Source organism: Streptomyces sp. NPDC045956, from assembly GCF_056430705.1.
Genome location: NZ_JBWKKZ010000001.1, coordinates 225,525 through 249,345 on the forward strand (window position 1 = coordinate 225,525; position 23,821 = coordinate 249,345).

Genomic DNA, 23,821 nt, shown 5'->3' on the forward strand with positions numbered 1-23,821 from the left:
AGCCGTCCGGGCTGTGTCTTCGGGCCGCCTCCGGCGGCGTGCCGGACTCCGTCCGGCCGGTCGGGGGCGTTGCCGTGCCGGGTGCGCGGTGGCCCCGTGCGTCAGCCCTGCCCCGTCCCGGCGCGTCAGGGCCGCCACGCCACCCGGTGCTTCGCCAGGACGGCCGGCACCGCGTGGTTCGCCTCCCAGCCGTCCGGGCTGTGTCTTCGGGCCGCCTCCGGCGGCGTGCCGGACTCCGTCCGGCCGGTCGGGGGCGTTGCCGTGCCGGGTGCGCGGTGGCCCTGTGCGTCAGCCCTGCCCCGACCCGGTGCGTCAGCCCCGCCACGCCACCCGGTGCTTCGCCAGAACGGCCAGCACCGCGTGGTTCGCCTCCCAGCCGTCCGGGAACTTCACCAGGGTGCCGAGCTGCACCGGCTCGGTGGACGGATAGTCGTCCAGCAGGTCACCCACCCCCTCCCGGCAGACCACGATGCACGCGTGCCGGTGCCGGGAGGCCAGGACGCACAGGCGGCCCGTCTCCAGGTGGAAGGCGGTGGCGTCGGGGCGGCCGGAGAGCGGGTGCAGGACGACCGTCACGTCGTACTCACGGCCCTGCAGACGGTTGGCCGTGTCGACGGTCACCTCGGTCACCCCGAGGTCGGCCAGCGCGGCCCGCACCGCCGCCGCCTGGTCCCGGTGCGCGGTGCCGACGGCGATGCGGCCCGCGCCCAGCGGCACCGGGTCGGGCGAGCGCTCGGACGTCGCCGCCCCCTCCCGGTCGAGGAGCCGCCGGACCACCGCCGCCACCGCCCGCACCGCCTCCGGATCGGTACGGGGCGTGTGCCGTGCGGGCAGCTCCAGCAGACCCCAGCCGGACCGCGCCGCCTCGTCGATCACCCGGTCCGGACCCGACCCGTCCGACGCCACCGCGAAAGCCAGACTCCGGTCGCCGTGCCCCGTGCCGCTGCGGAACGGCGTGTACGGGTAGAAGGCGTCGGACACCAGCGGGGCCGCCGACGCCGGCAGCCGCCACGACACCGGCAACCGGTGCTGCGGCAGCGACGGGTTGTGGGCGAGGAGCGTCGTCACGGCGGAGGCCGACGGGTCGTACGCCAGCCCCGCCCACTGCTCGCCGCCCACCGTCGAGAACGGGTCCAGCTGACCCGGGTCGCCCACGAACAGCGCCCGCTCGAACAGCCCCGCCACGGCCAGCAGCGCGTCCGAGCGCATCTGGTACGCCTCGTCGACGATCGCGTGCCGCCACGGCTCGTCCACCGTGACGTGCGCCCACTTCGCGGCGGTCGACAGGACGACCGCCTGCCCGGCGAGATCGGCGGCCTTCGCCGACTTGCGCACGCTCGCCAGCTCGTCGAGCGCCTTGTCGTACGGGTCGGCGTCACTGCTGTGCAGGCGCCCCACCGGCAGGTCGGGGTTCTTCTCGGCGAGGCGCAGGACCAGGTCGTCGACCTGGGCATTGGTCTGCGCCACGACCATCAGCGGACGGCCGGCCTCGGCCAGCTCCAGCGCCGCCCGCACGACGAGCGTGGACTTGCCGGCACCGGGCGGGGAGTCGACGACGACACCGCGCTCGGTGCCGTGCAGCGTGTCGTGGAGGATCGCGGCGGTGGCGCGGGCGGCCTCCGCGCCCGGGTCGAAGGCCGGGCCGGAGGCCGGGGCGGCGGGCGCGGCGGGGGCCTCGGCGGTCACAGCACGTCCTCCTCGGTCTGGGCGTCGGCCGCCTCCGGGACGGCGGCCGTCTCACCGGGCGGTCCGCCGTGCGTCCAAGGGGTCCGGTCCGGGTCGGGCAGCTTCGCCCCGCCCCGCTGCTCGTGCTCGAACAGGGTGAAGCAGACCAGGTCCCCCTTCTCGGGCACCGAACCGGCCTCGGGTTCCCTGCCGCGGCCCATCTTGTCCACGAGGCGCAGCACGAGGAGACCCTCGTCCTCCTGCCCGACGTACTCCGCCGCCTGCGGCCGGCCGTCCAGCGACCGGAACACCCGGGCCCGCTCGGCCGGCTGCGGCCGGTCGTCCGTGCGGACCGTCACCAGCGGACGCGGACTGGGCCGCTTGCTCTCGCTGTACGCCATCACGACCTCGACGACCTCACCGGCGAACGCCTCCCCGGCCAGCCGCCGCCCGGCCATCACCAGCGGATCGTCCAACGCCTCCTGGGCTTCGAGCCGGGCCTGCTCCCGCTCGCGGGTGGCGAGCTTGTTGGCCGCGGTCACCGCGTCGTCGTGGCGCGGCTGCGGGGGCTCACCGGCCAGGATGCGGTCGCGGTGGGAGGTGAACGACCAGCGGTCCCGGGTCCAGCGCTCCTCGACGTGCCCGCCCACGGGCAGCGCCCGCAGCAGGTCCAGTCCCCGCCACACCGCGTCCCAGGTGGGTCGCGTGCGGCTCTCCACCAGGGCGCGGATCTCGCGCTCGGCCGCCGTGAGCGCGCCGAGGCGGTCGTCGGCCTCCAGGCCGTCCTCGGCGGCGGCGAACGCGGTGCGGGCCCGGTCGTAGCGCTCGATGGCGGGGGCGAGGAGCTTGTTGTCGAAGGCCGGGTCGGTCGCCGGGCCCGCCGGCGGGCACAGCAACTGGCCGTCGGCGTCGCGGGCCAGCTCGGCCCGCCGCGCGGCCTCCGCACCGGTCGGCCCCTCGGCGCCCGGCTCGATCCAGGCCAGCAGCGCGCCCAGGTGCTGGTCCTCCAGCGTGGACTGCCCGGTCGCCCAGTGCCGGCCCAGCAGGTCGGTCACGGCGAGCAGGAGGGAGGAGCCGGGGACCCGGGCCCGCTCGCCGTAGTGGGTCAGCCACCGGCCGAGCAGCGGCACCCTCGGCGGCGCCGGGTGCGGGGTGTCCGGGTCCTCCTCCGCCGTACGCCGGAACCGCATCGACCGGCCCAGCAGCCGTACGAAGTCGACGCCCGCGCGGCTGGGCACGATCAGCTGCGCCGCGTCGGTGCACAGGTCGACCTCGACCTTGATCCGCTTGCCCGTCTCCGGGTCGGTCTCGGTGCGCTCGGCGGGCTCGACGCTGCCGGCGTACGCCTCCACGTGCGGCAGCACGATGTCGGCCAGCTCGGCCAGGAAGGCGAACCGCAGGTCGCGGTCGCGGGGCTGCGGCACGACCAGCAGCCGCGGCGCGTCCCGGTCCGTGCCGACCAGGGCGCCGAGCGGGGCACCGGCCTCACCGGCGGTGGTGAGCGGGACGAAGACCAGCGGACGCTCGGACAGCTGCCGGTGCCGGACGGTGGCGGCGGGCTCGGCGCGGCCCGCGCGCACGGCCTCCAGCCGGGCCAGCGTGGTGATCAGCGACATCCGGGCACCCCGCTCGTCCCCGCACCGGCCGCCGCGAGGGCCTCCGCGCGCAGCCGCGCCGCCCTGCGCAGGGCCGCCACCGCCGGGTCGTCCGGATCACCGGCCTCCCCGCGGGCCGCGGCCAGCACGTCCTCGACCGTCGCCAGGCCGCCCAGCTCGGCCCGTACCGACCGGCCCAGCGCGGTCACCGCACCGGCCTCGCGGGACCGGGCACGGCAGTGGAAGGCCAGCTCGCAGGCGGACAGGCACTCGGGCGCGTACGTCGCCGGCACCGCCTCGACGGCGGTCGCCAGCTCCTCGGCCGGCAGCTCGGGGGAGAAGCAGACGCCCTCGGGGAGCGCGTCGGCGATGTCCTCGATGCGGGTCAGCCGCGCCAGCTGGCGCTCGGTCACCGCGCGCTGCTTGCGCACGTCGACGGCGGAGGAGGCGGGCAGGTTGGAGAAGTCCTTCGGGCAGACGAGGAGGACGCGGTGGCGCACCCGGGGGGCCGGCTCCAGCCGGGCGGCGACCCGCTCCAGCGCCAGCACGTACACCGCGGCCTGCCGCGCGGCGGCGCCGACCTTCGCCGGGTCGGCGGAGCCGTCCAGCATCGGGAAGGACTTGATCTCGACGACGCTCCAGCTGCCGTCCGGATGCACGACCACCGCGTCCGGCTCCAGGAACGCGGGGGAGCCGGCCACGTCCAGGGCGAGCATCGGGTGGTCGAGCAGCGTCCAGGCGCCGGGGGTGCCGGTGGCCTCCCGCAGCGCCAGCGCGGTACGGGCCGCGCGGCCCTCGGGTCCGGTCGCCGACAGGTCGGGCACATGGGCGCCGGCGGGCGGCTCGGCGCCCCGGTCCAGCCGCTCGTGCACCAGCCGCAGCAGCTCGGCGCCGCCGTCCGCCTTGACCCGGGCCTCGAAGGCGTTGCCCCGCATGAACGCGAACTGCGACTGCCCGAAGACCGCCGGCGAACCCAGCGCGTCGGCGAGCGAGGCCTTGTCCACCCCGGCGCCGTCGAGGATCGCGCGCCGCCGGCAGCCCGGGTTGGCCGCGAGGGCGGCCAGGGCCCGCGCGTCCAGCGCCTTGGCCGGCACGTCGGGGCCGCGCAGCTCAGCGAGCCGGTGCCGGAGTCTCGTCCCCCGCGTCCGAGGGGGAGGGGTCCGGCTCGGCTCCCGGTCCGACCCGTGGCTCGCGCTGACGTGGAAATCGCTCACCCGCGGAAGTCTGGCATCCACCACTGACAATCGGGGAACCTGCGCCGTCCGGGGCGGGTGCGGCCGGTGCGGAACGGGTGGTGAAGCGGGCCGGCAGGCTGCCCCGGACGCGCTCCGCCGTCCGCAGCACGTACGGCGTCAGCAGCAGGCCGGCGCCCATCACGGCCGCGCCGGCGACCGCGTCGAGGAAGTAGTGGTTCGCGGTGCCCATCACCACGATGGTGGTCACCAGCGGGTAGACGACGCCGGCCACCTTCGTCGCGCGGGTGCCGCCGTAGCGCCACAGCATCACCCCGCACCACAGCGACCAGCCCACGTGCAGGCTCGGCATGGCCGCGTACTGGTTGGTCATCCCGCCCAGACCGCGCGGCGCGCTCGCCTCGCCGCCCCACCAGCCGTACGTGCTGTACTGCGCCATCGTGTCGACGAAGCCGTGGCCCGCCGCCAGCAGCCGGGGCGGGCAGGTCGGGAGCAGGGTGAAGCCGATGAGGCCGATGAAGGTGGAGGTCATCAGCCAGGTGCGGGCGGCCCGGTAGCGGACCGTGCGCGAGCGGAAGATCCATATCAGGATCAACGGGGTGACCAGGTAGTGCAGCGACGCGTACCAGAAGTCGGCCGGTATCCCTATCCAGGGTTCGCGGGTGAAGAGCCGGTTGAGCGGGTGCTCCGCGTTCAGGAACAGCGCCTTCTCCACGCGCAGGATCGCCAGCCCGTGCTCGACCGCGTCCGCCTCGTCGCCCCGCACCATCAGACGGCCCGCGGAGTAGCAGGCGTAGACGAGGAGGATGAGCGGCAGCTCGGTCCACCAGCGCGGTCGGGGCCTCGGGGGCGCATCGGTGCCCGGTGTCCTGGTGTGCGGCAATCCGATCGCCCTCCCCCTTCGTTCTCGCGCGCGCCTGGACCGACACGGACGTGCCACTCTACGGCCTTGCCGGGCCCGCCTCACGGGGCGCCCTCGGCCCTGGAAGACGCCGCGATCGCCCCCCGGGTTGCCCGCGCGGGGGGTGCGCGATGATGGAGGGGTCCCCTATGACATTCCTCCCGGAAGGGCCCCTTCATGGCACCGCGCATCCTGCTGGCCCGGCACGGACAGACCGAGTGGTCGCTGTCCGGCAAGCACACCGGGAGGACCGATGTGCCGTTGCTGGAGGAGGGCCGGCGCGGTGCCAAGCTGCTCGGCGAGCGGCTGCACCGGGCCCCGCTCGACGGCCTGCCCGGCGTCGAGGTGCGCACCAGCCCCCTCGCACGCGCGCGCGAGACCTGCGAACTCGCCGGCTTCGGTGACCGCGCCCGGCCCTGGGACACGCTGATGGAGTGGGACTACGGGGCGTACGAGGGCATGACGCCGGCCGAGATCCAGGCCGTGCGGCCCGGCTGGCTGATCTGGCGGGACGGGGTCCCGGACGGGGAGAGCCTGGCGGACGTCACCGCGCGCGCCGACGAGGTCGTCGCCTGGGCGCGCGAGGCGGACCGCGACGTGCTGGTCTTCGCCCACGGGCACATCCTGCGGTCGATCGGGGCACGGTGGCTGGGGCTGCCGCTGGACTTCGCGGCCCGGATACGCCTGAACCCGACCTCGCTGTCGGTGCTGGGCTGGGCCTACGGGGAACCGGCCCTGGAGAGCTGGAACGACCTGGGGCACCTGGCGGGCTGACCGCAACACCGCGGTGCGGTGCCCCTGCGCCGCCTTGGCGCGCGCCGGGCGGCGGTCGGAGGGCGCGGACCGGCGGCCACCCTCGCCGTCGACACCGCGGCCCCCGCGAGACATCCGCCGGCCAGCCCGCCGCCCCGTCGCCCCGTCGGCCCGCCGCCTCGCCACCCCGCCAGCCCGCCGCCTCGCCGGCCCGCCCGCCGCCTCGCCGGCCCGCCCGCCGCCTCGCCGGCCCGCCCGCCGCCTCGCCGGCCCGCCCGCCGCCTCGCCGGCCAGCCCGCCGCCCCGTCGGCCCGTCAGCCAGCCCGCCGCCTCGCCGCCCCGCCGCCCCGCCGGTCCGTCGGTCCGTCGGCGTACAAGCGCGTCCTCCCGCGGCGCCCCCGCCGCCAAGGGCCCCGGCTCACCGCCGGAGGCACCGCACGGTGACGAAGGTCATGCCGTGCGCGGCAGTGACGCGTGGCGTTCCAGGAAGGCCGACACCCCCGACGCCCGCCGGTGCGGCAGCAGCACCCGGGCCGTGCCCGCCAGCATCGTGTGGATGCGGGACGACTGGACCTCGCCCAGCAGGTCCAGGACCCGCAGGCCCGCCCCGGCCGCCTCGTCGGGGCGGCCGCCGCGGGCGAGGTCGTCCGCGAGTTCCGCCGTGTACAGCGCGAGGTTGCGGGTGAAGTGCGGGTCCTGCGAATCGGCCGCCCGGCGCGCGTGCCGGGCCGCCCGCGGCCAGTCGCCCAGGGTGGACCAGCACTGGGCCTCCAGCCCCTCCAGCTCGGCCTCGCCGTAGAAGCTCATCCACTCGGGGTCGGCGTCCGAGGCGCCCCGCCCGAAGAAGGCCTGCGCGCGGGCCAGCGCCTGCTCGCAGCCGACCCGGTCGGCGAGCCCGGCCCAGCCGCCCGCCTCGCGCAGCGCGAGCAGGGACATCAGCCGCGCCGAGCCCAGCGGACGGGCGGCCCGCTGCGCGGCCTGCGCCGCCCGCACCGCCTCGCGGGGACGCCCGGCGTCACGGGCGAGGAACGCCATGTTGCAGAAGGCGTGCGCCTCCAGCCCCGGGTCGTCCGTCACCCGGGCGGTGGCGAGGGCCTCGGCGTAATGGGAGCGCGCGTCGTCGAAGCGCCCGGAGTCGTGGGCCAGCCAGCCCACCGAGATCGCCAGTTCCCCGGCGCCCGAGTAGAGCCGGTCGGCCGTCGCCTGCCGGGTCGCGCCGGCGTCCAGGAGCGCGTAGGCGGTGCGCAGCGGGGCCGTCGCACGCCGGTAGAGGCCGTCCGCGCCGTGCCGGTCGTCGAGCAGCCGGATGCGCCGGACGGCCTCCTCCAGCGCGCCCGCCTCGCCCGCCCCCGCCCGGCGCACGGGGCGTCCCGACGCCGCGGCGTCGAGGGCGAGCCCCAGGGGGCCCAGCGAGGCGGCGGCCACCGTGGCACCGGTCGTCATGAATGCGCGACGCAGCACGTCGCTCTCCTCGTTGTTGTCGTGCGTGTTGTACGGGTCCTGCGTGTCACACGGCTCGGACGGTGCATGCGGCCCATGCCCTTGCAGCTCATACGGCTCGGCCACCCCTCGCGTCTCACACGAGGCGTACGGCGACCCGCCGAGGTGCGCCGGGAGCGCGTCCTCGGCGGTGCGCGCCCGGCGCCCGCGGACCGACGAGCGGGGCGCGAATCCCAGGTCGGTGAGCGTGCGGCCGGGGAACATGTGGAGGAACACCCGCTCGTACGCGTAGTTGGGGCACCGGATCTCACCCGCCTCGACCCGGCCGACGTAGCGCGCGTCACAACTGACCCGCTCGCCGATCTCGCGCGCGGCCCGGCGCACCGCCGCCGCGAACTCGGCGGGCGAGCGCTTCCCGCGCAACCGCCGGAAGGCAAGGTTGGGCCGCGGGGGCCGGTCGGGCTGGGCGGAGGTCACCGTCGACGACGCCATGGCCGGGTCCTCTCGTGCGAACCGTCGAACCATGCCGGAGCGAAGACGACTTGTGCGGATTGCTCCGCATCTCACCTCCGCGCCCGGCGAGCAAGAACGTACCTGCTGTGACGGAGTGACTACGCGGTGTTTGCCTACAAAACGGATATCCCATCCCCGATCTGCCATGAACTGCCATCCTTTGCGGCGGACTTCCGCCGTAGCCGTTGACGGTCCGACGCGTTGGACCCTGCGGACCGGGAGACCCCCGACTCCCGACCCGCTCGTCCGAGGAGGAGTTCCGTGGTGGAGGCCGGGATGGATACCAGACCAAGCAGCGATCCCCCCTGCGACGCCTGCGACGTCGTGACCGTGCCGACCCGGCAGGGTCTGGAGGCGGTCGACATCCTCAGGCGGGGCACCGGCGAGGGAGTGGGGCCGGTGATCCACGACGACGGCTGCGACACCCTGGGGTTCCTCGTGCCCTCCGGCACGGCCGCCGCCTGGGACGTGCCGGGCAGCACCTGCACGGAGACGGACGGCCGGGGACTGCGCCTCGTCCCGGACCCCGAGCCCCCCGTCGAGGGCTCGGGCTGGCTGGTGCCGCCCGGCGAGGCCGACCTCGCGACCGACCCGGCCGTGCTGCGGGCCGCGCTGGGCGAGGCGGCCCGGATGATCGAGGCCGCCGACAGCTGCCGCTGAGCCGGCCCGCTGAGCCACCCCTCGCCCCGCGGTCGGCGGACGGTCCGATAATGGACCGATGGGAAAGTCCAGGAACGCCCGCCGCGGGCGCGCTGCCGCCGAAACCGTCGCCGAGCACGTCGACGGCGGGCTCGCCGAGCTGGTCCCCGACCGGGAGCGGCCCAGGGCCTGGACCCTGCTGATCGACGGCGCCCCCCAGTCGCACGTCGACCTCGACGACCCGGCGTACCTCTCCTTCGAGTACCAGCGCCGCCTCGGCCACGTCATCGACCTGGCCGCCCCGCCCGGCAAGCCCGTCCAGGCCGTGCACCTCGGAGGGGGCGCCTTCACCCTCGCCCGCTACGTGGCCGCCACCCGCCCCCGCTCCACCCAGCAGGTCGTCGAGCGGGACGCGGGCCTCGTCCAGCTGGTCCGGCGGGAACTGCCCCCGGACCCGGGCGCGCGCATCCGGGTGCGCTCCGCCGACGCCCGTGCCGGGCTGGCGAAGGTGCCCGACGGCTGGGCGCGGCTGGTCCTCGCGGACGTGTTCAGCGGAGCCCGGACGCCGGCCCACCTGACGTCCACCGAGTTCCTCGACGAGGTCCGGCGCGTCCTCGCGCCCGAAGGGGTCTACGCCGCCAACATCGCCGACGGCCCGCCCCTCGCCCACCTGCGTGGCCAGATCGCCACCGCCGCCGCCCGGTTCCCGCAGCTCGCGCTCGTCGCCGACCCGGCCGTGCTGCGCGGCAGACGGTTCGGCAACGCGGTCCTCGTCGCCTCCGACCAGCCGCTGCCGGTCGGCGAACTCACCCGCCGGGCCGCCTCCGACCCCCACCCGGCGCGCGTGGAGCACGGCCGCGCGCTGACCGACTTCACCGGCGGCGCCGCACCCGTGACGGACGCGGCGGCGGTGGCCTCGCCCGCCCCGCCGGCCTCCGTCTTCCGGTGAGTCAGCAGCTGCCGATCAGTGGGTCAGTAGCTCCCGATCTCCACCCGCGGCGGCCCGTCGTGCCAGGTGCAGAACACCGACACCCGGTCGGCGCCCGAGGTGAACTCCACCCGGATCCACGACTCCGTCTTCCACACCTGCATCGACCAGCCGGCACCCGGCGTCGCCGACACCAGGGACGCGGACGACCCGCCGAGGTCGAAGACCGCGCGGCCGCCGTCCGTGTCGTAACTCCGGACGCGGCCGGACGCCGCGGGGGAGCGCTCGGACGCGGCGGGGGCGGAGGGCGTCGGCTTCCGCGACGGTGCGGGGTCCGGCTCGCGGGGTGTCCCGCTCGGGGTGGGCGAGGCGCTGCCCGACGGCGACGGCCGCCGGGTGGAGGACACCGACGGCTCCGATTCCCCGGCAGGTTCCGGTTCACCCGCGTCCCGCACGGACGCGTCGGCCGCCGTGACGGGCAGCGCGCGGGGGGCGTCGTAGGCCGTGCCCGCCATCACCGTGTGGACGCCCCACCACGACAGGGTGACCGCCGCGCCCGTGGCGAGCAGCCAGGCCAGTACGTGTACGAGTCCTCTGCGCATCGCGGCCATACTGCCTCACGCGTCACACGCGTGTCGCCCCTGCGCGGGGCGGAACGGCAAGGGCCGGGGTGCGGAACGGAGTTGTCCACAGGCCCGCACTGGGCTCGTCCGCATGGCGTACGGTGCCGCCCATGGCAAGTGTGCTCGTGGTCGAGGACGACCAGTTCGTGCGCTCGGCGCTCATCCGGCACCTGACCGACGCCGCGCACACCGTGCGCAGCGTGGGTACGGCACTGGAGGCGCTGCGCGAGGTCGCCCATTTCCGCTTCGACGTGGTGATCCTGGACCTCGGACTGCCCGATCTGGACGGCTCCGAGGCGCTGAAGATGCTGCGCGGCATCACCAACGTCCCCGTGATCGTCGCCACCGCCCGCGACGACGAGGCCGAGGTCGTACGGCTGTTGAACGCGGGCGCGGACGACTACCTCACCAAGCCGTTCTCCGTGGAGCACCTGTCGGCCCGGATGGCGGCCGTCCTGCGCCGGGCCAGGTCCGGCCCGGCCGAGGCGGCGCCGTCGACCGTCATCCGGGTCGGCGGACTCACCGTCGACCCGCTGCGCCGCCAGGCCGAACTGGACGGCGCCCGGCTCGACCTGACCCGCCGCGAGTTCGACCTGCTCGCCTTCCTGGCCGGACGTCCGGGCGTGGTCGTCCCCCGCAGGGAGCTGCTCGCCGAGGTCTGGCAGCAGTCCTACGGCGACGACCAGACCATCGACGTCCACCTGTCCTGGCTGCGGCGCAAGCTCGGCGAGACCGCGGCCCGGCCCCGCTACCTGCACACCCTGCGCGGCGTCGGCGTGAAGCTGGAACCGCCCGGGGAACCGCCCGCGGAACCGCCCGCGGAGCCGCCCGCGGAGCCGCCGACGGACCCGTCCGCGGTGGAGCCGCTCCGATGAGATGGGCCCTGGTCAAGGTGTCCTTGGCGGTCACCGCGATGGTCGTGGTCGCCTTCGCGGTCCCGCTCGGCCTCGTCATCCGCGAGATGGCCCGGGACCGGGCCTTCGCGGGCGCCGAGCGGGAGGCCGCCGCCGTCGCCCCGGCGCTGTCCATCACCACCGACCGCGACCAGTTGGAACGCGTCGTCGCCTCCGCCGGCTCCGACACCGGGATGGCCGTGCACCTGCCGGCGTCCGGTGCGCGGGCCGACGGCACGGACGGCGCAGCACCGTCCGGCACCGAGATCGGCCGCCGGCACGTGGGGGACGAGGACATCGCCGCCGTCCGGGAGATGGGCCGCGCCTCCACCACCGAGGTGTCCGGCGGCTTCGCGCTGCTCCAGCCGGTCGCGCTCAGCACCGGTGAGATCGCCGTGGTCGAGGTGTACGTCCCCGAGTCCGCGGTCACCAACGGCGTCGCGACGGCCTGGGCGGTGCTCGCCGGGGTCGGCGTCGCCCTGATCGTCGGCTCGGTGGCGGTCGCCGACCGGCTGGGCGTGCGCATGGTGCAGCCCGCGCGGCGCCTGGTGGAGGGCGCCCACGAACTGGGGGAGGGCAAGCTGGGCGCCCGGGTGCCGGAGGAGGGGCCGAACGAACTGCGGCGCGCGGCGGTCGCCTTCAACTCCATGGCCGACCAGGTCGTCCAACTCCTGGCCAACGAACGGGAACTGGCCGCCGACCTCTCCCACCGCCTGCGCACCCCGCTGACCGTGCTGCGGCTCAACGCGGCCTCGCTCGGCGAGGGACCGGCCGCCGAGCAGACCCGGGCCGCCGTCGAGCAACTGGAGCGCGAGGTCGACACGATCATCCGCACCGCCCGGGACGCCAAGCCGCAGACCGCCGCGGCCGGTCCCGGCGCCGGGTGCGACGCGGCCGAGGTGGTCCGGGAGCGGATGGGGTTCTGGTCCGCGCTCGCCGAGGACGAGGGCCGCAAGTGGCGCGTGGCCGGGACCGACCGGCCGGTGCGCATCCCCGTGGCCCGCGCCGACCTGGCCGCCTCCCTCGACGCCCTGCTCGGCAACGTCTTCCGGCACACCGCCGAGGGCACGGCCTTCGCCGTCGACCTGCACAACGGGGAGGACGCGGTGATCGTGCTGGTCTCGGACGCGGGGCCCGGCATACCCGACCCCGAGGCGGCGATGGCCCGCGGCCGGGGCTCGGGACACGACGGGTCGACCGGACTCGGCCTGGACATCGTGCGCAGGCTGGCGGAGTCCACGGGCGGCGACGTGCGGATCGGCTCCTCGGTGCTCGGCGGCACCGAAGTACGCATCTGGATACAGCTGGACGGGCGGGCGTCGCCGGCCCGGCGCGGGCACCGGGGCACCGTCCGACGCCGCCGCAACCCCCGGCTGATCTCCTCCCTCAGGTCCACGACGCCACCCGGCTCCTGAGGCTCGCCGAGCCCGGGGGCCTCGGCTCCGGCGACTCCGCCGACCAGGAGACGCGCGTCCACGCGAAGGCCGTCGCCGCGCCCCCGGATGAGCGCGGGGCACGCAAAGCAGGGCGCGGCACCCCCCGGATGCCGCGCCCCGCCACCGCTCCCCCCCTCGGGTGCGGTGGTCTACTCGGCCGCGTCCACCGGCGGCAGCGTCCCCGTGCGGGCCGCCCGCCCGTACCAGAGGGCGCTCGACTTCGGGGTGCGCTGCTGGGAGGCGTAGTCGACGTACACCGCGCCGAACCGCTTCTCGTAGCCGTAGGCCCACTCGAAGTTGTCCAGCAGCGACCACAGGTAGTAGCCGCGCACGTCGGCGCCGTCGGCGATGGCCCGGCGCACCGCCCTCAGGTGGCCGTCGAGGTAGGCGACCCGCTCGGGGTCGTGCACCGTGCCGTCCGCGCCGGGCTTGTCGTCGTAGGCGGCACCGTTCTCGCTGATGTACAGCGGCAGGCCCGGGGCCTCACGGCTGTAGCGCATGATCAGCTCGTGCAGGCCGGTCGGGTCGACGCTCCAGCCCATCTCCGTGCGCTCGCCCGGCGGCTGGTGGAAGGCGACGTCCTCGGCGGCGGGCCACGGCGAGTGGTCGCTGGCGCCGTGGCCGTCGGCCCGCGGGGCACGCGAGTCGGCGTCGGCGGCCGACACCACGGTGGGCGTGTAGTAGTTGAGGCAGATCGCGTCGATCGGCTGGCGGATCAGGCCCAGGTCGCCGTCCTCGACGAAGGACCAGTCGGTGACCGGCGCCGTCGCCTCCAGCAGTGTCTGCGGATAGGCGCCGTGCAGGATCGGGCCGTGGAAGATCCCGCCGGAGAGGTCGTCGATCTTCTGCGCCGCCGCCAGGTCCGCGGGCTGCCGCGACAGCGGCCGGACGACGGAGGTGTTGAGGCTGATCGCCACCGAGTTGCGGGCCGGCATCACCGAGCGCAGGGCCACCGTGCCCAGGCCGTGGGCCAGGTTCAGGTGGTGCGCGGCGCGCAGCGAGGCCAGCGGGTCGGTCCGGCCGGGCGCGTGCACGCCGGAGGCGTAGCCCAGAAAGGCCGCGCACCAGGGCTCGTTGAGCGTGATCCACTGCTCCACCCGGTCGCCGAGCGCCTCGCCGACGATCTGCGCGTACTCGGCGAACCGGTACGCCGTGTCCCGCGCGGGCCAGCCGCCCGCGTCCTCCAGCTCCTGCGGCAGGTCCCAGTGGTAGAGGGTGACGGCCGGCTTGATCCCGGCGGCCAGCAGCTCGTCCACCAGGCGGCGGTAGAAGTCCAGGCCCCGCTGGACGGCGGGCCCGCGGCCGGTCGGCTGCACCCGCGGCCAGGAGATGGAGAAGCGGTACGCGCCCAGCCCCAGCTCCGCCATCAGCGCCACGTCGTCGCGGTAGCGGTGGTAGTGGTCGACAGCGATGTCACCGTGGTCCCCGCCGGCGGTCTTCCCTGGCGTATGGCTGAAGGTGTCCCAGATCGAGGGGGTACGGCCGTCCTCCCGCACCGCGCCCTCGATCTGGTACGCCGAGGTGGCGGCTCCCCAGAGGAAGGCGGGCGGGAAGGTCACCGGGGTCACCGGCGTTGCGGACTCAAGCATGGAAGCGCTCCCATAGCAGGTCGTGACGGGTCGTGGAAGACCGACGGGAAAGGACGAGGGGGGAGGACGGGGCCGGGACGACGGTGACCCGGCCCCCGGGGTGGGGTGTCAGCCCTTGACGGCGCCCTGCATGATGCCGCCCACGATCTGCTTGCCGAAGATCGCGAAGACCAGCAGCAGGGGCAGCGTGCCCAGCAGCGCGCCACCCATGATCAGGGCCTGGTCCGGGGTGAAGCCGCGGCCGAGGCCCGCCACCGCCACCTGCACGGTCGGGTTGCCGTTCTGCGTCAGCACCAGGAACGGCCACAGGAAGTCGTTCCACACCTGCACGAACATCAGCATGCCCAGCACGGCCATCGCGGGCCGCGCCGCCGGGAACACCACGTGCCAGATCACGCGCCAGCTGCTGGCCCCGTCCACGCGCGCGGCCTCGATGATCTCGTCCGGCAGAGCCTGGAGCAGGTACTGCCGCATGAAGAACACGCCGAACGCGCTGACCAGCGACGGGAAGATCACCGCCTGGAGCTGGTCGGTCCAGTCCAGCTCGGCCACCATCATGTACAGCGGGATGATGCTGAGCTGCGGCGGGATCATCATCGTGCCGACCACGGTCAGCATCAGCGCGTTGCGGCCGCGGAACTTCAGCTTGGCGAAGGCGAAGCCGGCGATCGTCGACAGGAAGACGACGGTGACCGCCGAGATCCCCGCGACGATCGTGGTGTTGAAGATCGCCTCGCCCATGTTGGCGTCGGTCCAGGCGATCTCGATCTTGTCGAAGAGGTTGCCGCCGAACCAGAACGGCGGCGGCGTCTGGGCCAGCCGCTGGTTGTCGCGGGAGGCGGCGATCGCCGTCCACACCAGCGGGAACAGCGAGCCCAGGGTGAACAGGGCGAGGATGATGTACGCGATCGGACCGGCGTGCATCTGGCCGCCGGCGCGGGCCGACTTGGAGCGGCGCCGGCCCCGCCTGGGCGGCTCGGGCACCGGCTCGGCCGGGGGTTTCGTCAGGGTCGTCGTCACGGCCGGTTCTCCTTAACTACTGGCGCGCAACCGGCGCGAGATGACGTAGTTGACGATCCCGATCACGATGAGGATCAGGAACATCGTCCAGGCGATCGCGGAGGCGCGGCCCAGGTGCTGGTTGATCCAGCCCTGCTCGTACAGGTACAGGCCGAGCGTCTGGAACTGGTGCTGGGAGCCGCCCGAGGCGCCCTTGTTGGCGTCGAACAGCAGCGGCTCGCCGAACAGCTGCGAGGCGCCGATGGTCGACACGACGACCGTGAAGAGGATCGTCGGACGCAGCTGGGGCAGCGTGACGTGGATGAACTGCCGCCACCGGCTGGCACCGTCCAGCGCCGCCGACTCGTACAGGTCCTGCGGGATCGCCTGCATCGCGGCCAGGTAGATCAGCGCGTTGTAGCCGGTCCAGCGCCAGATGACGATCGACGAGACGGCGATCTGGGACGGCCACTTGTCGCTCTGCCAGTCGATCTTGTCGAGGCCGACCAGGTCGAGCGCCCAGTTGATCATGCCGTAGTCGCGGCCGAAGAGCAGCACGAAGACCAGCGACGCGGCGGCGATGGACGTCGCGTACGGCGCGAGCATGACGACGCGGTAGAAGGTGGAACCGCGCAGCTTGTAGTTGAGGATGTGCGCCAGGCCCATCGCCATCAGCAGCTGCGGCACCGTGGAGATGACGCCGATGGTCAGCGTGTTCTGCGCGGCGTTCCAGAAGAACTCGTCGTCGAAGATCCTCGTGAAGTTGTCCAGGCCCACCCACTTCATGTCGGTGGGCGCGGTCAGCTCCACCGTGTGCAGCGAGGCCCAGCCGGTGTAGAGCAGCGGGAACAGGCCGAAGGCCGCGAAGAGCAGGAAGAACGGGGAGACGAAGGCGTACGGGCTCCAGCGCAGGTCCCGCTGCCAGCGGCGGGAGAGCCGGGCCCGTTTCCTCGCCTCCTCGGGGGAGGCCGCGTCACCGGGCGGCCGGCCCGGGGCCGCGCCCCCCTTGACGGGGGGCGCGGCGGTGTCGTGCCGGGTGGTCATTCCGGTCACTTCTCCAGGTTGTTGTCGATGGTCTTGGTGGCGTTCTCCCAGGCCTCCTTGGGCGACTTGCCCTGGGTGACGAGGATGACGCCGTTGTCCGTCAGACCCTGCTGGATGATCTGGTCCTTCGGGCCGATCACCTGGGCCGGGATGGCCTCGGCGGCCTTGGCGAAGATGTCGCCGATCGGCGAGTCACCGGTCATCTCGTTCTTCGCGCCCGTGACCTCGGGCAGCTTGTACGCGGCCGGGGCGCTCGGGAAGCTGCCCTGCACGGCGAAGAGCTTGGCCTGCTGCTCCGGCGCGGTCAGCCAGGCGACGAACTTCTGCGCCGCCTCGACGTTCTTGCCGCTCTTGGGCACGCCCAGGAAGGAGCCGCCCCAGTTGCCGGACTTCGGCGCCACGGCGACGTCCCACTTGCCGGCCGCGTCGGGCTGCGACTTGCCCTTGATGGTGCCGATCATCCACGGCGGGCAGGCAACGGTGGCGAAGAGGTTGTTGGAGATGGTCTGTTCCCAGGACGGCTGGAACTGGGTCTGCGCCTGGACCAAATCCTTCTCGGCAGCCTCCGCGGTCAGGTCGAAGGCCTCCTTGACGGCGGGGTTGTCCTTGTAGATGACCTTGCCCGAGGCGTCGTAGAACTTCTCCTCCTCACCGCTGAGGATGGCGTTGATCAGACCGCCGGGCGAGTCCATGAAGTAGGTGTCCTTGCCGGCGCCCTTCTTGTACTTCTCGCCGGCCGCGATGAACTTCTTCCAGTCGCCCGCCCACAGCGCGCTGACCTCGTCCCGGTCGGTCGGCAGACCCGCCTTCTCGAAGAGGTCCTTGCGGTAGCAGATGGCCATCGGGCCGATGTCGGTGCCGAGGCCGACCGCCTGGCCGTCCTTGGTGACGCCCTGCTTCCACTTCCAGTCCAGCCAGTTGCCGGGCTGCACGCCCTCGGCCTTGGACAGGTCGACGAACTTGTCGGCCTGGGTGTTGACGACCTCGGCTATGTTGCCGACCTCGATGGCCTGGACGTCCTGGAGGCCGCTGTCGGTGGTGAGGTGGTTGACCAGAGCGGGGTAGTAGTTCTCGTTCCGCTCGGTGACCGTCTCCTCGATGTTGATGTCCGGGTTGAGCTTCTCGTACTCCTCGTAGAGCCCGGCCTCCTTGAAGCCCATGGTGCCGAACAGGCCGAGGGTGATGGTGGTCTTGCCGCTGCTGTCGCCCGAGGAAGACTTGTCCTCGTCCTTGCCGTCGTCGGCACAGCCGGCCAGCAGCCCGGCGCCCAGCGACGCGACGGCCGCGATGACCACCGCTCTGCGGGCGGTTCGTGTGCGTGCTGCTCGCATTGCGTCCTCCTGTTGCCCTGACGTGCCGACCCCCCGGCCAACTCCTGGGTTGGACCCGCTGCTTCATGTGGTTCGTTCGACGCTGCGGCTCGGGCGGGGAACGTGCGGGATGTGTATGTGCCAGGTAGTGTGGGAGCGCTCCCACAAGTGATGTGTTGAAGAGTCGTCGGTCCGGGCGGGGGTGTCAAGGGAACGGACGCGACGAAGTGCGTTCAGTTATCGGCCTGTTAACTGGACGTTGCGAGCGGCGATGGGACGCCTCCCGGTGACGGGTGGCGGGCCCGGAGCCGGTCATTAGACCCGAACGGCCTGTTAAATTCCAGGCCAGCCGCAGAGTGCGGGGTCTCGACGGGAGGCGGAGCCGATGGCAAGCCACGGAGCGCGTGGGCGGAGCGGTGGCCGGCCCACCCTCGAAGAGGTGGCGGCACGGGCGGGCGTCGGCCGCGGCACGGTCTCCCGGGTGATCAACGGCTCCCCCCGGGTCAGCGACGCGACCCGGGCGGCCGTCGAGGCGGCGGTCGCGGAACTGGGCTACGTCCCGAACACGGCGGCCCGTGCGCTGGCCGCCAACCGCACGGACGCGATCGCGCTGGTGGTGCCCGAGCCGGAGACGCGCTTCTTCGCGGAACCGTACTTCTCGGACATGCTGAAGGGTGTCGGCTCCGAGCTGTCCGACACCGAGATGCAGCTGCTGCTGATCTTCGCGGGCAGCGACCGGGAGCGGCAGCGCCTCGCCCAGTACCTGGCGGCGCACCGCGTGGACGGGGTGCTGCTGGTCTCGGTGCACGCCGACGACCCGCTGCCCGACCTGCTGTCCCAGCTGGAGATCCCCGCGGTGATCAGCGGCCCGCGCTCGGCCGCGGAGTCGCTGGCGTCGGTGGACTCGGACAACTTCGGCGGCGCCCGCTCGGCCGTCGAGCACCTGCTCGCACGTGGGCGTCGCCGCATAGCGCACATCACCGGCCGCCTCGACGTCTACGGCGCCCAGCGGCGCGTCGACGGCTACCGAGAAGCCCTGCGCGACGCGGGCCACGAGCCGGACGAGGGGCTGATCGAGGCGGGGGACTTCACCGAGGAGGGCGGGCGCCGGGCCATGGCGGAGCTGCTGCGCCGCCGCCCCGACGTGGACGCGGTCTTCGCCGCCTCGGACGTCACCGCGGCCGGCGCCGGTCAGGTCCTGCGCGAGGCGGGCCGGCGCATCCCGGACGACGTGGCGCTGGTCGGCTACGACGACTCGGCCATCGCCCGCCACATGGAGCCGCCGCTGACCAGTGTGCGGCAGCCCATCGAGGAGATGGGCCGCGCGATGATCGATCTGCTGCTGACCGAGATCGCGGACCGCCGGCCGGCGGCTTCACGGGGCCTGGACCGCCATCAGGTGGTGCTGGCGACGGAGCTGGTGGAGCGCAGGTCGTCGTGAGGGCGGGGGAGGGGGCCGCGCGGCGCCGTGCGGCCCCGGCGGCCCGGGAGAACGCGATCAGCCGGTGCCCCCCTTGCGAGGGGCACCGGCTGATCTTTCAGGGTGAGTGACGGGACTTGAACCCGCGGCCACCTGGACCACAACCAGGTGCTCTACCAACTGAGCTACACCCACCGAGGCCGGCGCTGGAATCCCGTGTGGTGGGCTTCCCCGACCGGCTGAGAAAAAGTGTACAGGGTCCGAAGGGGTGCTCGCGCCAGCCTTTTCCCGGCGCCGCCGCGCGCCGGGCCGGTGCCCTTACGGGGCGCGCACCACGTGCTTGGCGGCGATTGCCTTCGCGGTGTCGGAGTCGGGGCCCGGCTGCGGGACGAAGACGGCCTCGCGGTAGTAGCGCAGCTCGGCGATGGACTCGCGGATGTCGGCGAGCGCGCGGTGGTTGCCGTTCTTCTCGGGGCTGTTGAAGTACGCCCGCGGGTACCAGCGGCGGGCCAGCTCCTTGATCGAGGAGACGTCGACGATGCGGTAGTGGAGGTAGTTCTCCAGTGTGGACATGTCCCGCAGCAGGAAGCCGCGGTCGGTGCCGACGGAGTTGCCGCACAGCGGGGCCTTGCCCGGTTCCTTCACGTGTTCGCGCACGTACGCGAGGACCTGCGCCTCGGCGTCGGCGAGGGTCGTGCCGCCGTCGAGCTCGGCGAGCAGGCCGGACGCGGTGTGCATCTGACGCACCACCTCCGGCATCGTCTCCAGCGCCCGCTCCGGCGGACGGATGACGATGTCGACGCCCTCGCCGAGGATGTTCAGCTCGGAGTCGGTGACGAGGGCGGCAACCTCGATGAGCGCGTCGTCGGACAGCGAGAGGCCGGTCATCTCGCAGTCGATCCACACCATGCGATCGTTCATGCGGACACCCTACGGCGGGCGCCCGCCGTCCGTTCCCCCGGCGTCGGTGTCGACCTGACCCGAGGCTCTCGCCCCGGGCCCCGCGTCCGGTGCCCCGCCGCGACCGGCCGGCGCCGCCCGCCGTGGCACTCGATGCCGGGGCGCGCGCAGGAGCGGGTCGGGGGAGGGCCGGTCGGGCGGAGTGCCTCAGGGGGACGTGCCGGACGGGCGGGGGCGCCCGTGGGCCAGGGAGCCCGAGAGCCGGAAACAAGGATGGGTCGGGGTGCCCGGCGGCCCGGGGGTGCCGGAGGGGCCGGGCGGCCCGACGGGCCAGGGGGCCGGACGGGCGGGGTGCCCGGTGGGCCGGGGAGCCCGAGGCCCGGGAATGCCGGAGGGGCCCGGAATGCGGGACGGCAGGGAACGCCGAACGGCCGGGTGCGGGCCGCGCCCCCGACGGCCGGGGTTACCCGACCGGACGGAATCCTTGACGGCCGGGGGCGCCAGTGGTCCGGGTTGCGGCGACCGGGCCGTAGTCCTCGACGGCCGGGGGTGCCCACGGTCGGGGGTTTCCGATCGGGCGGAGTCCTTGGCGGCGGGGGTGCCCACGGTTGGGGGTTCCCGACCGGGCCGTAGTCCTCGTCTGCCCGGGGTGCCCACGGTCGGGGGATTCCGATCGGGCGGAGTCCTTGGCGGCGGGGGTGCCCACGGTCGGGGGTTCCCGACCGGGCCGTAGTCCTCGTCTGCCCGGGGTGCCCACGGTCGGGGGTTCCGACCGGGCCGCGTCCTCGACGGCCGGGGTTCTCGAACGGGCCGTAGTCGCCGACGGCCGGCGGTGCCCGACGGCCAGGGGTTCCCGACCGGGCCCCGTCCCCGACGGGGGCGAGGAAGGCCGCCGCCTCCTGCCTCTTGGTGGCGTCGCCGCCGGTGGTGGCGAACCCGGGGGCCTCGGTGCAGAAGCGGATCGCCTCGTCGTAGTCGTTGACGACGAGGGTGACCAGGGAGGCGGCCCAGCTTGCCGGCCGCGAGGCCGGGGCCGGCTTCGACATCGCGGGCGCCGAGGACGGCTTCCCGCTGGGTCGTAGCCGCCCGCCGGGCCTCGGCCCCCGCAAGCCGCGGACGCCGGACGGCCCGGGTGGGGTCGTCCGGCGTCCGCGGTGTCAGGTCACGGTGCGCTGCGCGGCCCCGGCAGGCCGGCCGCCGCCGGCATCGGTGGTGGCGTGCGGCGGGTCTGGTACGGCACCGCGCCCTCCGACGGCAGGGCCCCGTTGTCCGGCGGCACGGGGGCCCGGGAGACCCCCTCGGCGCCGGACTCCGGGTCCACCGGACGCTCGCCCTGAGGGCGGCGCGCCCGGTAGGCGGCCCGGTAGGCGGCCGGCGACGAGCCGAGCTGCCGGCGGAAGTGGCCGCGCAGGGCGACCGGCGAGCGGAAACCGCAGCGGCCCGCGACCTCGTCCACCGAGTAGTCCGACGTCTCCAGCAGGCGCTGCGCCTGGAGCACCCGCTGGGTGATCAGCCACTGGAGCGGCGCGCTGCCGGTCAGCGAACGGAACCGCCGGTCGAAGGTGCGCCGGCTCATGTACGCGCGGGCCGCCAGCGTCTCCACGTCGAACTGCTCGTGGAGGTGCTCCAGCGCCCAGGCGACGACCTCGGCGAGCGGGTCGGCGCCGATCTCCTCCGGTAAAGACCGGTCGAGGTAGCGTTCCTGCCCGCCCGCGCGGCGCGGCGGTACCACCAGGCGCCGGGCCAGCGCGCCGGCCGCCTCGTTGCCGTGGTCGGTGCGCACGATGTGCAGGCACAGGTCGATGCCCGCGGCCGTGCCCGCCGACGTCAGCACGTCCCCGTCGTCCACGAACAACTCGCGCGGATCGACATGGACCGACGGATAGCGCTTGGCCAGCGTCGGCGCGTACATCCAGTGGGTGGTGGCGGGCCGGCCGTCGAGCAGCCCGGCCGCCGCCAGCACGAACGCGCCGGTGCACAGGCCGACGATGCGGGCACCCTCCTCGTGCGCCCTGCGCAGGGCGTCGAGGGCCTCCTCCGGTGGCGGCGAGGTGATCGACCGCCAGGCGGGCACGACGACCGTCCCGGCGCGGGCGATCGCCTCCAGCCCCTGGGGCGCGGTGAGTTCCAGTCCCCCTGTGGTCCGCAGGGGGCCTTCCTCACCGGCGCACACCAGGAGGCGGTAGCGCGGTACGCCGGCGTCCTGGCGGTCGATCCCGAACACCGACAGCGGTATGGAACTCTCGAAGATGGGACCGCCGCTGAACAGCAGCACTGCGACGATCTCCTTGCGGCGTCGCCCGGAGAGCTTCCGGGCCGCGGCTTCCGGCGCGGCAGTGGAGTCGTGGCTCATAACTGCTAAGCCCCCCTCGGTGGTCGCGGCGCCCCTAACTGGTCGGGCCTGTCGCTCCAGCACGTTTCCCCTCGGTCCTGCACGAGTCCCCCGCCGTAGACAGTCAAGATCGAATCTACTGTGTCCGGTCGTGCCGAGGTGGCCGGTTCGGCACTTGGGACATTGTCGACATGGCAACTTGGCGTGAAGCAGTCGATCACGAAGCGTTGCACTCCGGGGCGCCACAGGGAAGTGCGCCTTGTGTCAGTGGCCAATCCCCGTAGGGTGCGCAGGCCCCCTGAGACCCTTTCCGTGCAGGTGGAACGGGGTGTGAGGGGTGGTGGGGGGCAGGGATGAGCCACCCCTGGAAGTTGGCTGAAAAGGAGCGGACGCGTGCGCGGAAACCGGTCAGCCGACCGGTGTGTTTTCCCCGGCGTGCCGTCCGCCCCGTCGCGCGGCCGGGGCGGCGCGGTGCCGGTGCCCGGCCCGAGGTGCGCGGGCCGGGTCCGACTGCCGGGCCGCGACCCGTTCGGACCGGCGCAGCAGCAGCCGGCAGACGCCGGTGACGGCGGCCAGGCCCAGGGCCGTGCCGGCGGTGCCGGCCAAGGAGGCGCCGTACCACAGGAGCACCAGCGGGACGAGGAAGCAGCTGAAGGCCGCCCAGCGGACGAGGTCGGTGACGCCGTCCCGGGGCGGCGTCGCGGGTGCGGGCCCGGTCGCTCCGGAGGGCGGCCGGGCGATGCGGTGCGGTCCGGACATGCGTGCTCCCTGAAGCTGGCGGCACGGGATCAACGCGCGGGGGGCCTGTCGGTCACGACCGGTCACGGACTGTTGAATCCCGTGCAAACCGCCTGTACAGCGCAGCAACCATTGCGTTACGGGCGCCCCTCGTGCATGCTCCGGTGAACCCCGCGGCGGACCATCCGCGGGATCCGGGCGAAGGAGGCGTGGCCCCGTACCCTTGGGGGTATGGGCATGGGAAGACCATTCCCGGACACAGCTCCGCCGCTCACTGTCGTCCCCCATAGAGGATAAAAACGCCGAGACAGCCATGGCCGGTCACTCATTCTTCGAACCCGCGGACCGCAAGCGGCCCGTCGCCGAGCCTACGGCGGCCGAGCCCCTGGCGGCGGAAGAGCCACGCCAGTCCTGCGACCCAGCCTTCAAGCACGGTGTCGTCGTGGGCTTCGACGGCTCCACGTCCAGTGAGCGAGCCCTTGCCTACGCCATCGGCATGGCCTGCCGGCTCGGCTCGGGCCTGGTCATCGTGCACGTCGCCAACCGGCTGCCCACCACGGTGTGGGCCGGCTGCGAGCCGCCCGTCTTCGTCGACGTGCCGGACCACCGCACCGAGGTGCTGGGGCTGGAGCTGGCGTGCGCGGACTACCTCTCCGAGGTGCCCTGGATCCTGGTCGAGCGCGGCGGCGACATCTGCCACGAGCTCGAAGAGGTGGGCCGGGAGTACGAGGCGGACGCCATCGTCGTCGGGTCCAGCCACGGCCTGGTGGGGCGGCTCTTCGGCTCCGTCGCCGGACGCCTCGCCAAGCGGGCGCAGCGGCCCGTGGTGGTCATCCCCTGATCCTGGGAGCCGACGGCCCCGGATGCCTGTGTGTCGTCCGGGGCCGTCGCGGCTCTGCGGCGGCGGGTG

The 23,821-nt window shown here is 74.1% G+C and carries 20 protein-coding genes and 1 tRNA gene; 7 read left to right on the plus strand and 14 right to left on the minus strand.

Annotation, left to right across the window (positions count from 1 at the left end):
* Positions 1–312: 312 nt before the first annotated feature.
* From AC07FV_RS01005 to AC07FV_RS01020, 4 genes are read right to left on the minus strand one after another with little or no spacing between them, the layout of a single operon-like run.
* Entirely contained in the window at positions 313–1,686 is a 1,374-nt protein-coding gene (locus tag AC07FV_RS01005; RefSeq protein WP_479083739.1) for an AAA domain-containing protein, read from the minus strand.
* Positions 1,683–3,281, minus strand: coding sequence for a hypothetical protein (locus AC07FV_RS01010; protein WP_479083740.1), 1,599 nt, complete (start codon positions 3,279–3,281; stop codon positions 1,683–1,685). Before AC07FV_RS01010 ends, AC07FV_RS01005 begins: the two co-directional genes overlap by 4 nt.
* On the minus strand, positions 3,272–4,474 hold the full coding sequence (locus tag AC07FV_RS01015) for a hypothetical protein (protein WP_479083741.1): 1,203 nt from the start codon (positions 4,472–4,474) through the stop codon (positions 3,272–3,274). The genes AC07FV_RS01010 and AC07FV_RS01015 overlap by 10 nt, the downstream gene beginning before the upstream one ends.
* Positions 4,371–5,336 (minus strand): phosphatase PAP2 family protein, encoded by a 966-nt coding sequence (locus tag AC07FV_RS01020; RefSeq protein WP_479083742.1) that lies wholly within the window; start codon positions 5,334–5,336, stop codon positions 4,371–4,373. The genes AC07FV_RS01015 and AC07FV_RS01020 overlap by 104 nt, the downstream gene beginning before the upstream one ends.
* 195 nt (positions 5,337–5,531) lie before the next feature.
* On the opposite strand from AC07FV_RS01020, the gene AC07FV_RS01025 reads away from it, so the two are divergent.
* Entirely contained in the window at positions 5,532–6,128 is a 597-nt protein-coding gene (locus AC07FV_RS01025; protein ID WP_479083744.1) for a histidine phosphatase family protein, read from the plus strand.
* Between the two features lie 429 nt (positions 6,129–6,557).
* Here the strand turns inward: AC07FV_RS01025 and AC07FV_RS01030 are convergent, their stop codons facing one another.
* Entirely contained in the window at positions 6,558–8,039 is a 1,482-nt protein-coding gene (locus tag AC07FV_RS01030; protein ID WP_479083745.1) for a hypothetical protein, read from the minus strand.
* A 297-nt stretch (positions 8,040–8,336) separates the two neighbouring features.
* Here AC07FV_RS01030 and AC07FV_RS01035 point away from each other — a divergent pair, with 297 nt between their 5' ends.
* Together AC07FV_RS01035 and AC07FV_RS01040 are read left to right on the plus strand one after the other, a co-directional pair.
* Positions 8,337–8,720 (plus strand): hypothetical protein, encoded by a 384-nt coding sequence (locus AC07FV_RS01035; protein WP_479083747.1) that lies wholly within the window; start codon positions 8,337–8,339, stop codon positions 8,718–8,720.
* A 58-nt stretch (positions 8,721–8,778) separates the two neighbouring features.
* Entirely contained in the window at positions 8,779–9,648 is an 870-nt protein-coding gene (locus tag AC07FV_RS01040) for a spermidine synthase (protein WP_479083748.1), read from the plus strand.
* Between the two features lie 23 nt (positions 9,649–9,671).
* Here AC07FV_RS01040 and AC07FV_RS01045 read toward each other — a convergent pair whose 3' ends face one another.
* A complete protein-coding gene (locus tag AC07FV_RS01045) occupies positions 9,672–10,229 on the minus strand; it encodes a hypothetical protein (protein ID WP_479083750.1) in 558 nt (185 codons plus the stop codon).
* A 131-nt stretch (positions 10,230–10,360) separates the two neighbouring features.
* Here AC07FV_RS01045 and AC07FV_RS01050 point away from each other — a divergent pair, with 131 nt between their 5' ends.
* Both AC07FV_RS01050 and AC07FV_RS01055 read left to right on the plus strand, forming a co-directional pair.
* Complete coding sequence (locus AC07FV_RS01050; RefSeq protein WP_479083751.1) at positions 10,361–11,125, plus strand: response regulator transcription factor; 765 nt, start codon at positions 10,361–10,363, stop codon at positions 11,123–11,125.
* Positions 11,122–12,558 carry a sensor histidine kinase gene (locus AC07FV_RS01055; protein WP_479083753.1) on the plus strand — a complete coding sequence of 479 codons (1,437 nt, stop codon included), beginning with the start codon at positions 11,122–11,124 and terminating at the stop codon, positions 12,556–12,558. Before AC07FV_RS01050 ends, AC07FV_RS01055 begins: the two co-directional genes overlap by 4 nt.
* A gap of 170 nt (positions 12,559–12,728) precedes the next feature.
* On the opposite strand, the gene AC07FV_RS01060 is transcribed toward AC07FV_RS01055, so the two are convergent.
* The 4 genes from AC07FV_RS01060 to AC07FV_RS01075 all read right to left on the minus strand — a co-directional run bounded on the left by AC07FV_RS01060 (position 12,729) and on the right by AC07FV_RS01075 (position 17,542).
* Entirely contained in the window at positions 12,729–14,168 is a 1,440-nt protein-coding gene (locus AC07FV_RS01060) for a GH1 family beta-glucosidase (protein WP_384688853.1), read from the minus strand.
* Positions 14,169–14,276: 108 nt separating this feature from the next.
* Positions 14,277–15,188: a carbohydrate ABC transporter permease gene (locus AC07FV_RS01065; protein WP_479083754.1), complete on the minus strand. Its 912-nt coding sequence runs from the start codon at positions 15,186–15,188 to the stop codon at positions 14,277–14,279.
* A gap of 12 nt (positions 15,189–15,200) precedes the next feature.
* Positions 15,201–16,211 (minus strand): carbohydrate ABC transporter permease, encoded by a 1,011-nt coding sequence (locus AC07FV_RS01070; RefSeq protein ID WP_383640495.1) that lies wholly within the window; start codon positions 16,209–16,211, stop codon positions 15,201–15,203.
* A gap of 5 nt (positions 16,212–16,216) precedes the next feature.
* Complete coding sequence (locus tag AC07FV_RS01075; protein WP_479083756.1) at positions 16,217–17,542, minus strand: ABC transporter substrate-binding protein; 1,326 nt, start codon at positions 17,540–17,542, stop codon at positions 16,217–16,219.
* A gap of 364 nt (positions 17,543–17,906) precedes the next feature.
* Here AC07FV_RS01075 and AC07FV_RS01080 point away from each other — a divergent pair, with 364 nt between their 5' ends.
* On the plus strand, positions 17,907–18,962 hold the full coding sequence (locus AC07FV_RS01080) for a LacI family DNA-binding transcriptional regulator (RefSeq protein ID WP_383640502.1): 1,056 nt from the start codon (positions 17,907–17,909) through the stop codon (positions 18,960–18,962).
* 101 nt (positions 18,963–19,063) lie between these two features.
* On the opposite strand, the gene AC07FV_RS01085 is transcribed toward AC07FV_RS01080, so the two are convergent.
* The 4 genes from AC07FV_RS01085 to AC07FV_RS01100 all read right to left on the minus strand — a co-directional run bounded on the left by AC07FV_RS01085 (position 19,064) and on the right by AC07FV_RS01100 (position 22,932).
* A tRNA-His gene (locus AC07FV_RS01085) sits at positions 19,064–19,136 on the minus strand.
* Between the two features lie 123 nt (positions 19,137–19,259).
* Positions 19,260–19,862, minus strand: a complete 603-nt coding sequence (gene orn / locus AC07FV_RS01090) for an oligoribonuclease (protein ID WP_479083757.1) — start codon at positions 19,860–19,862, stop codon at positions 19,260–19,262.
* A 1,141-nt stretch (positions 19,863–21,003) separates the two neighbouring features.
* Entirely contained in the window at positions 21,004–22,194 is a 1,191-nt protein-coding gene (locus AC07FV_RS01095; protein WP_479083758.1) for a helix-turn-helix domain-containing protein, read from the minus strand.
* A gap of 387 nt (positions 22,195–22,581) precedes the next feature.
* Positions 22,582–22,932, minus strand: coding sequence for a hypothetical protein (locus AC07FV_RS01100; RefSeq protein WP_479083759.1), 351 nt, complete (start codon positions 22,930–22,932; stop codon positions 22,582–22,584).
* Between the two features lie 292 nt (positions 22,933–23,224).
* On the opposite strand from AC07FV_RS01100, the gene AC07FV_RS01105 reads away from it, so the two are divergent.
* Entirely contained in the window at positions 23,225–23,752 is a 528-nt protein-coding gene (locus AC07FV_RS01105; RefSeq protein WP_053131343.1) for a universal stress protein, read from the plus strand.
* Positions 23,753–23,821: the final 69 nt, after the last annotated feature.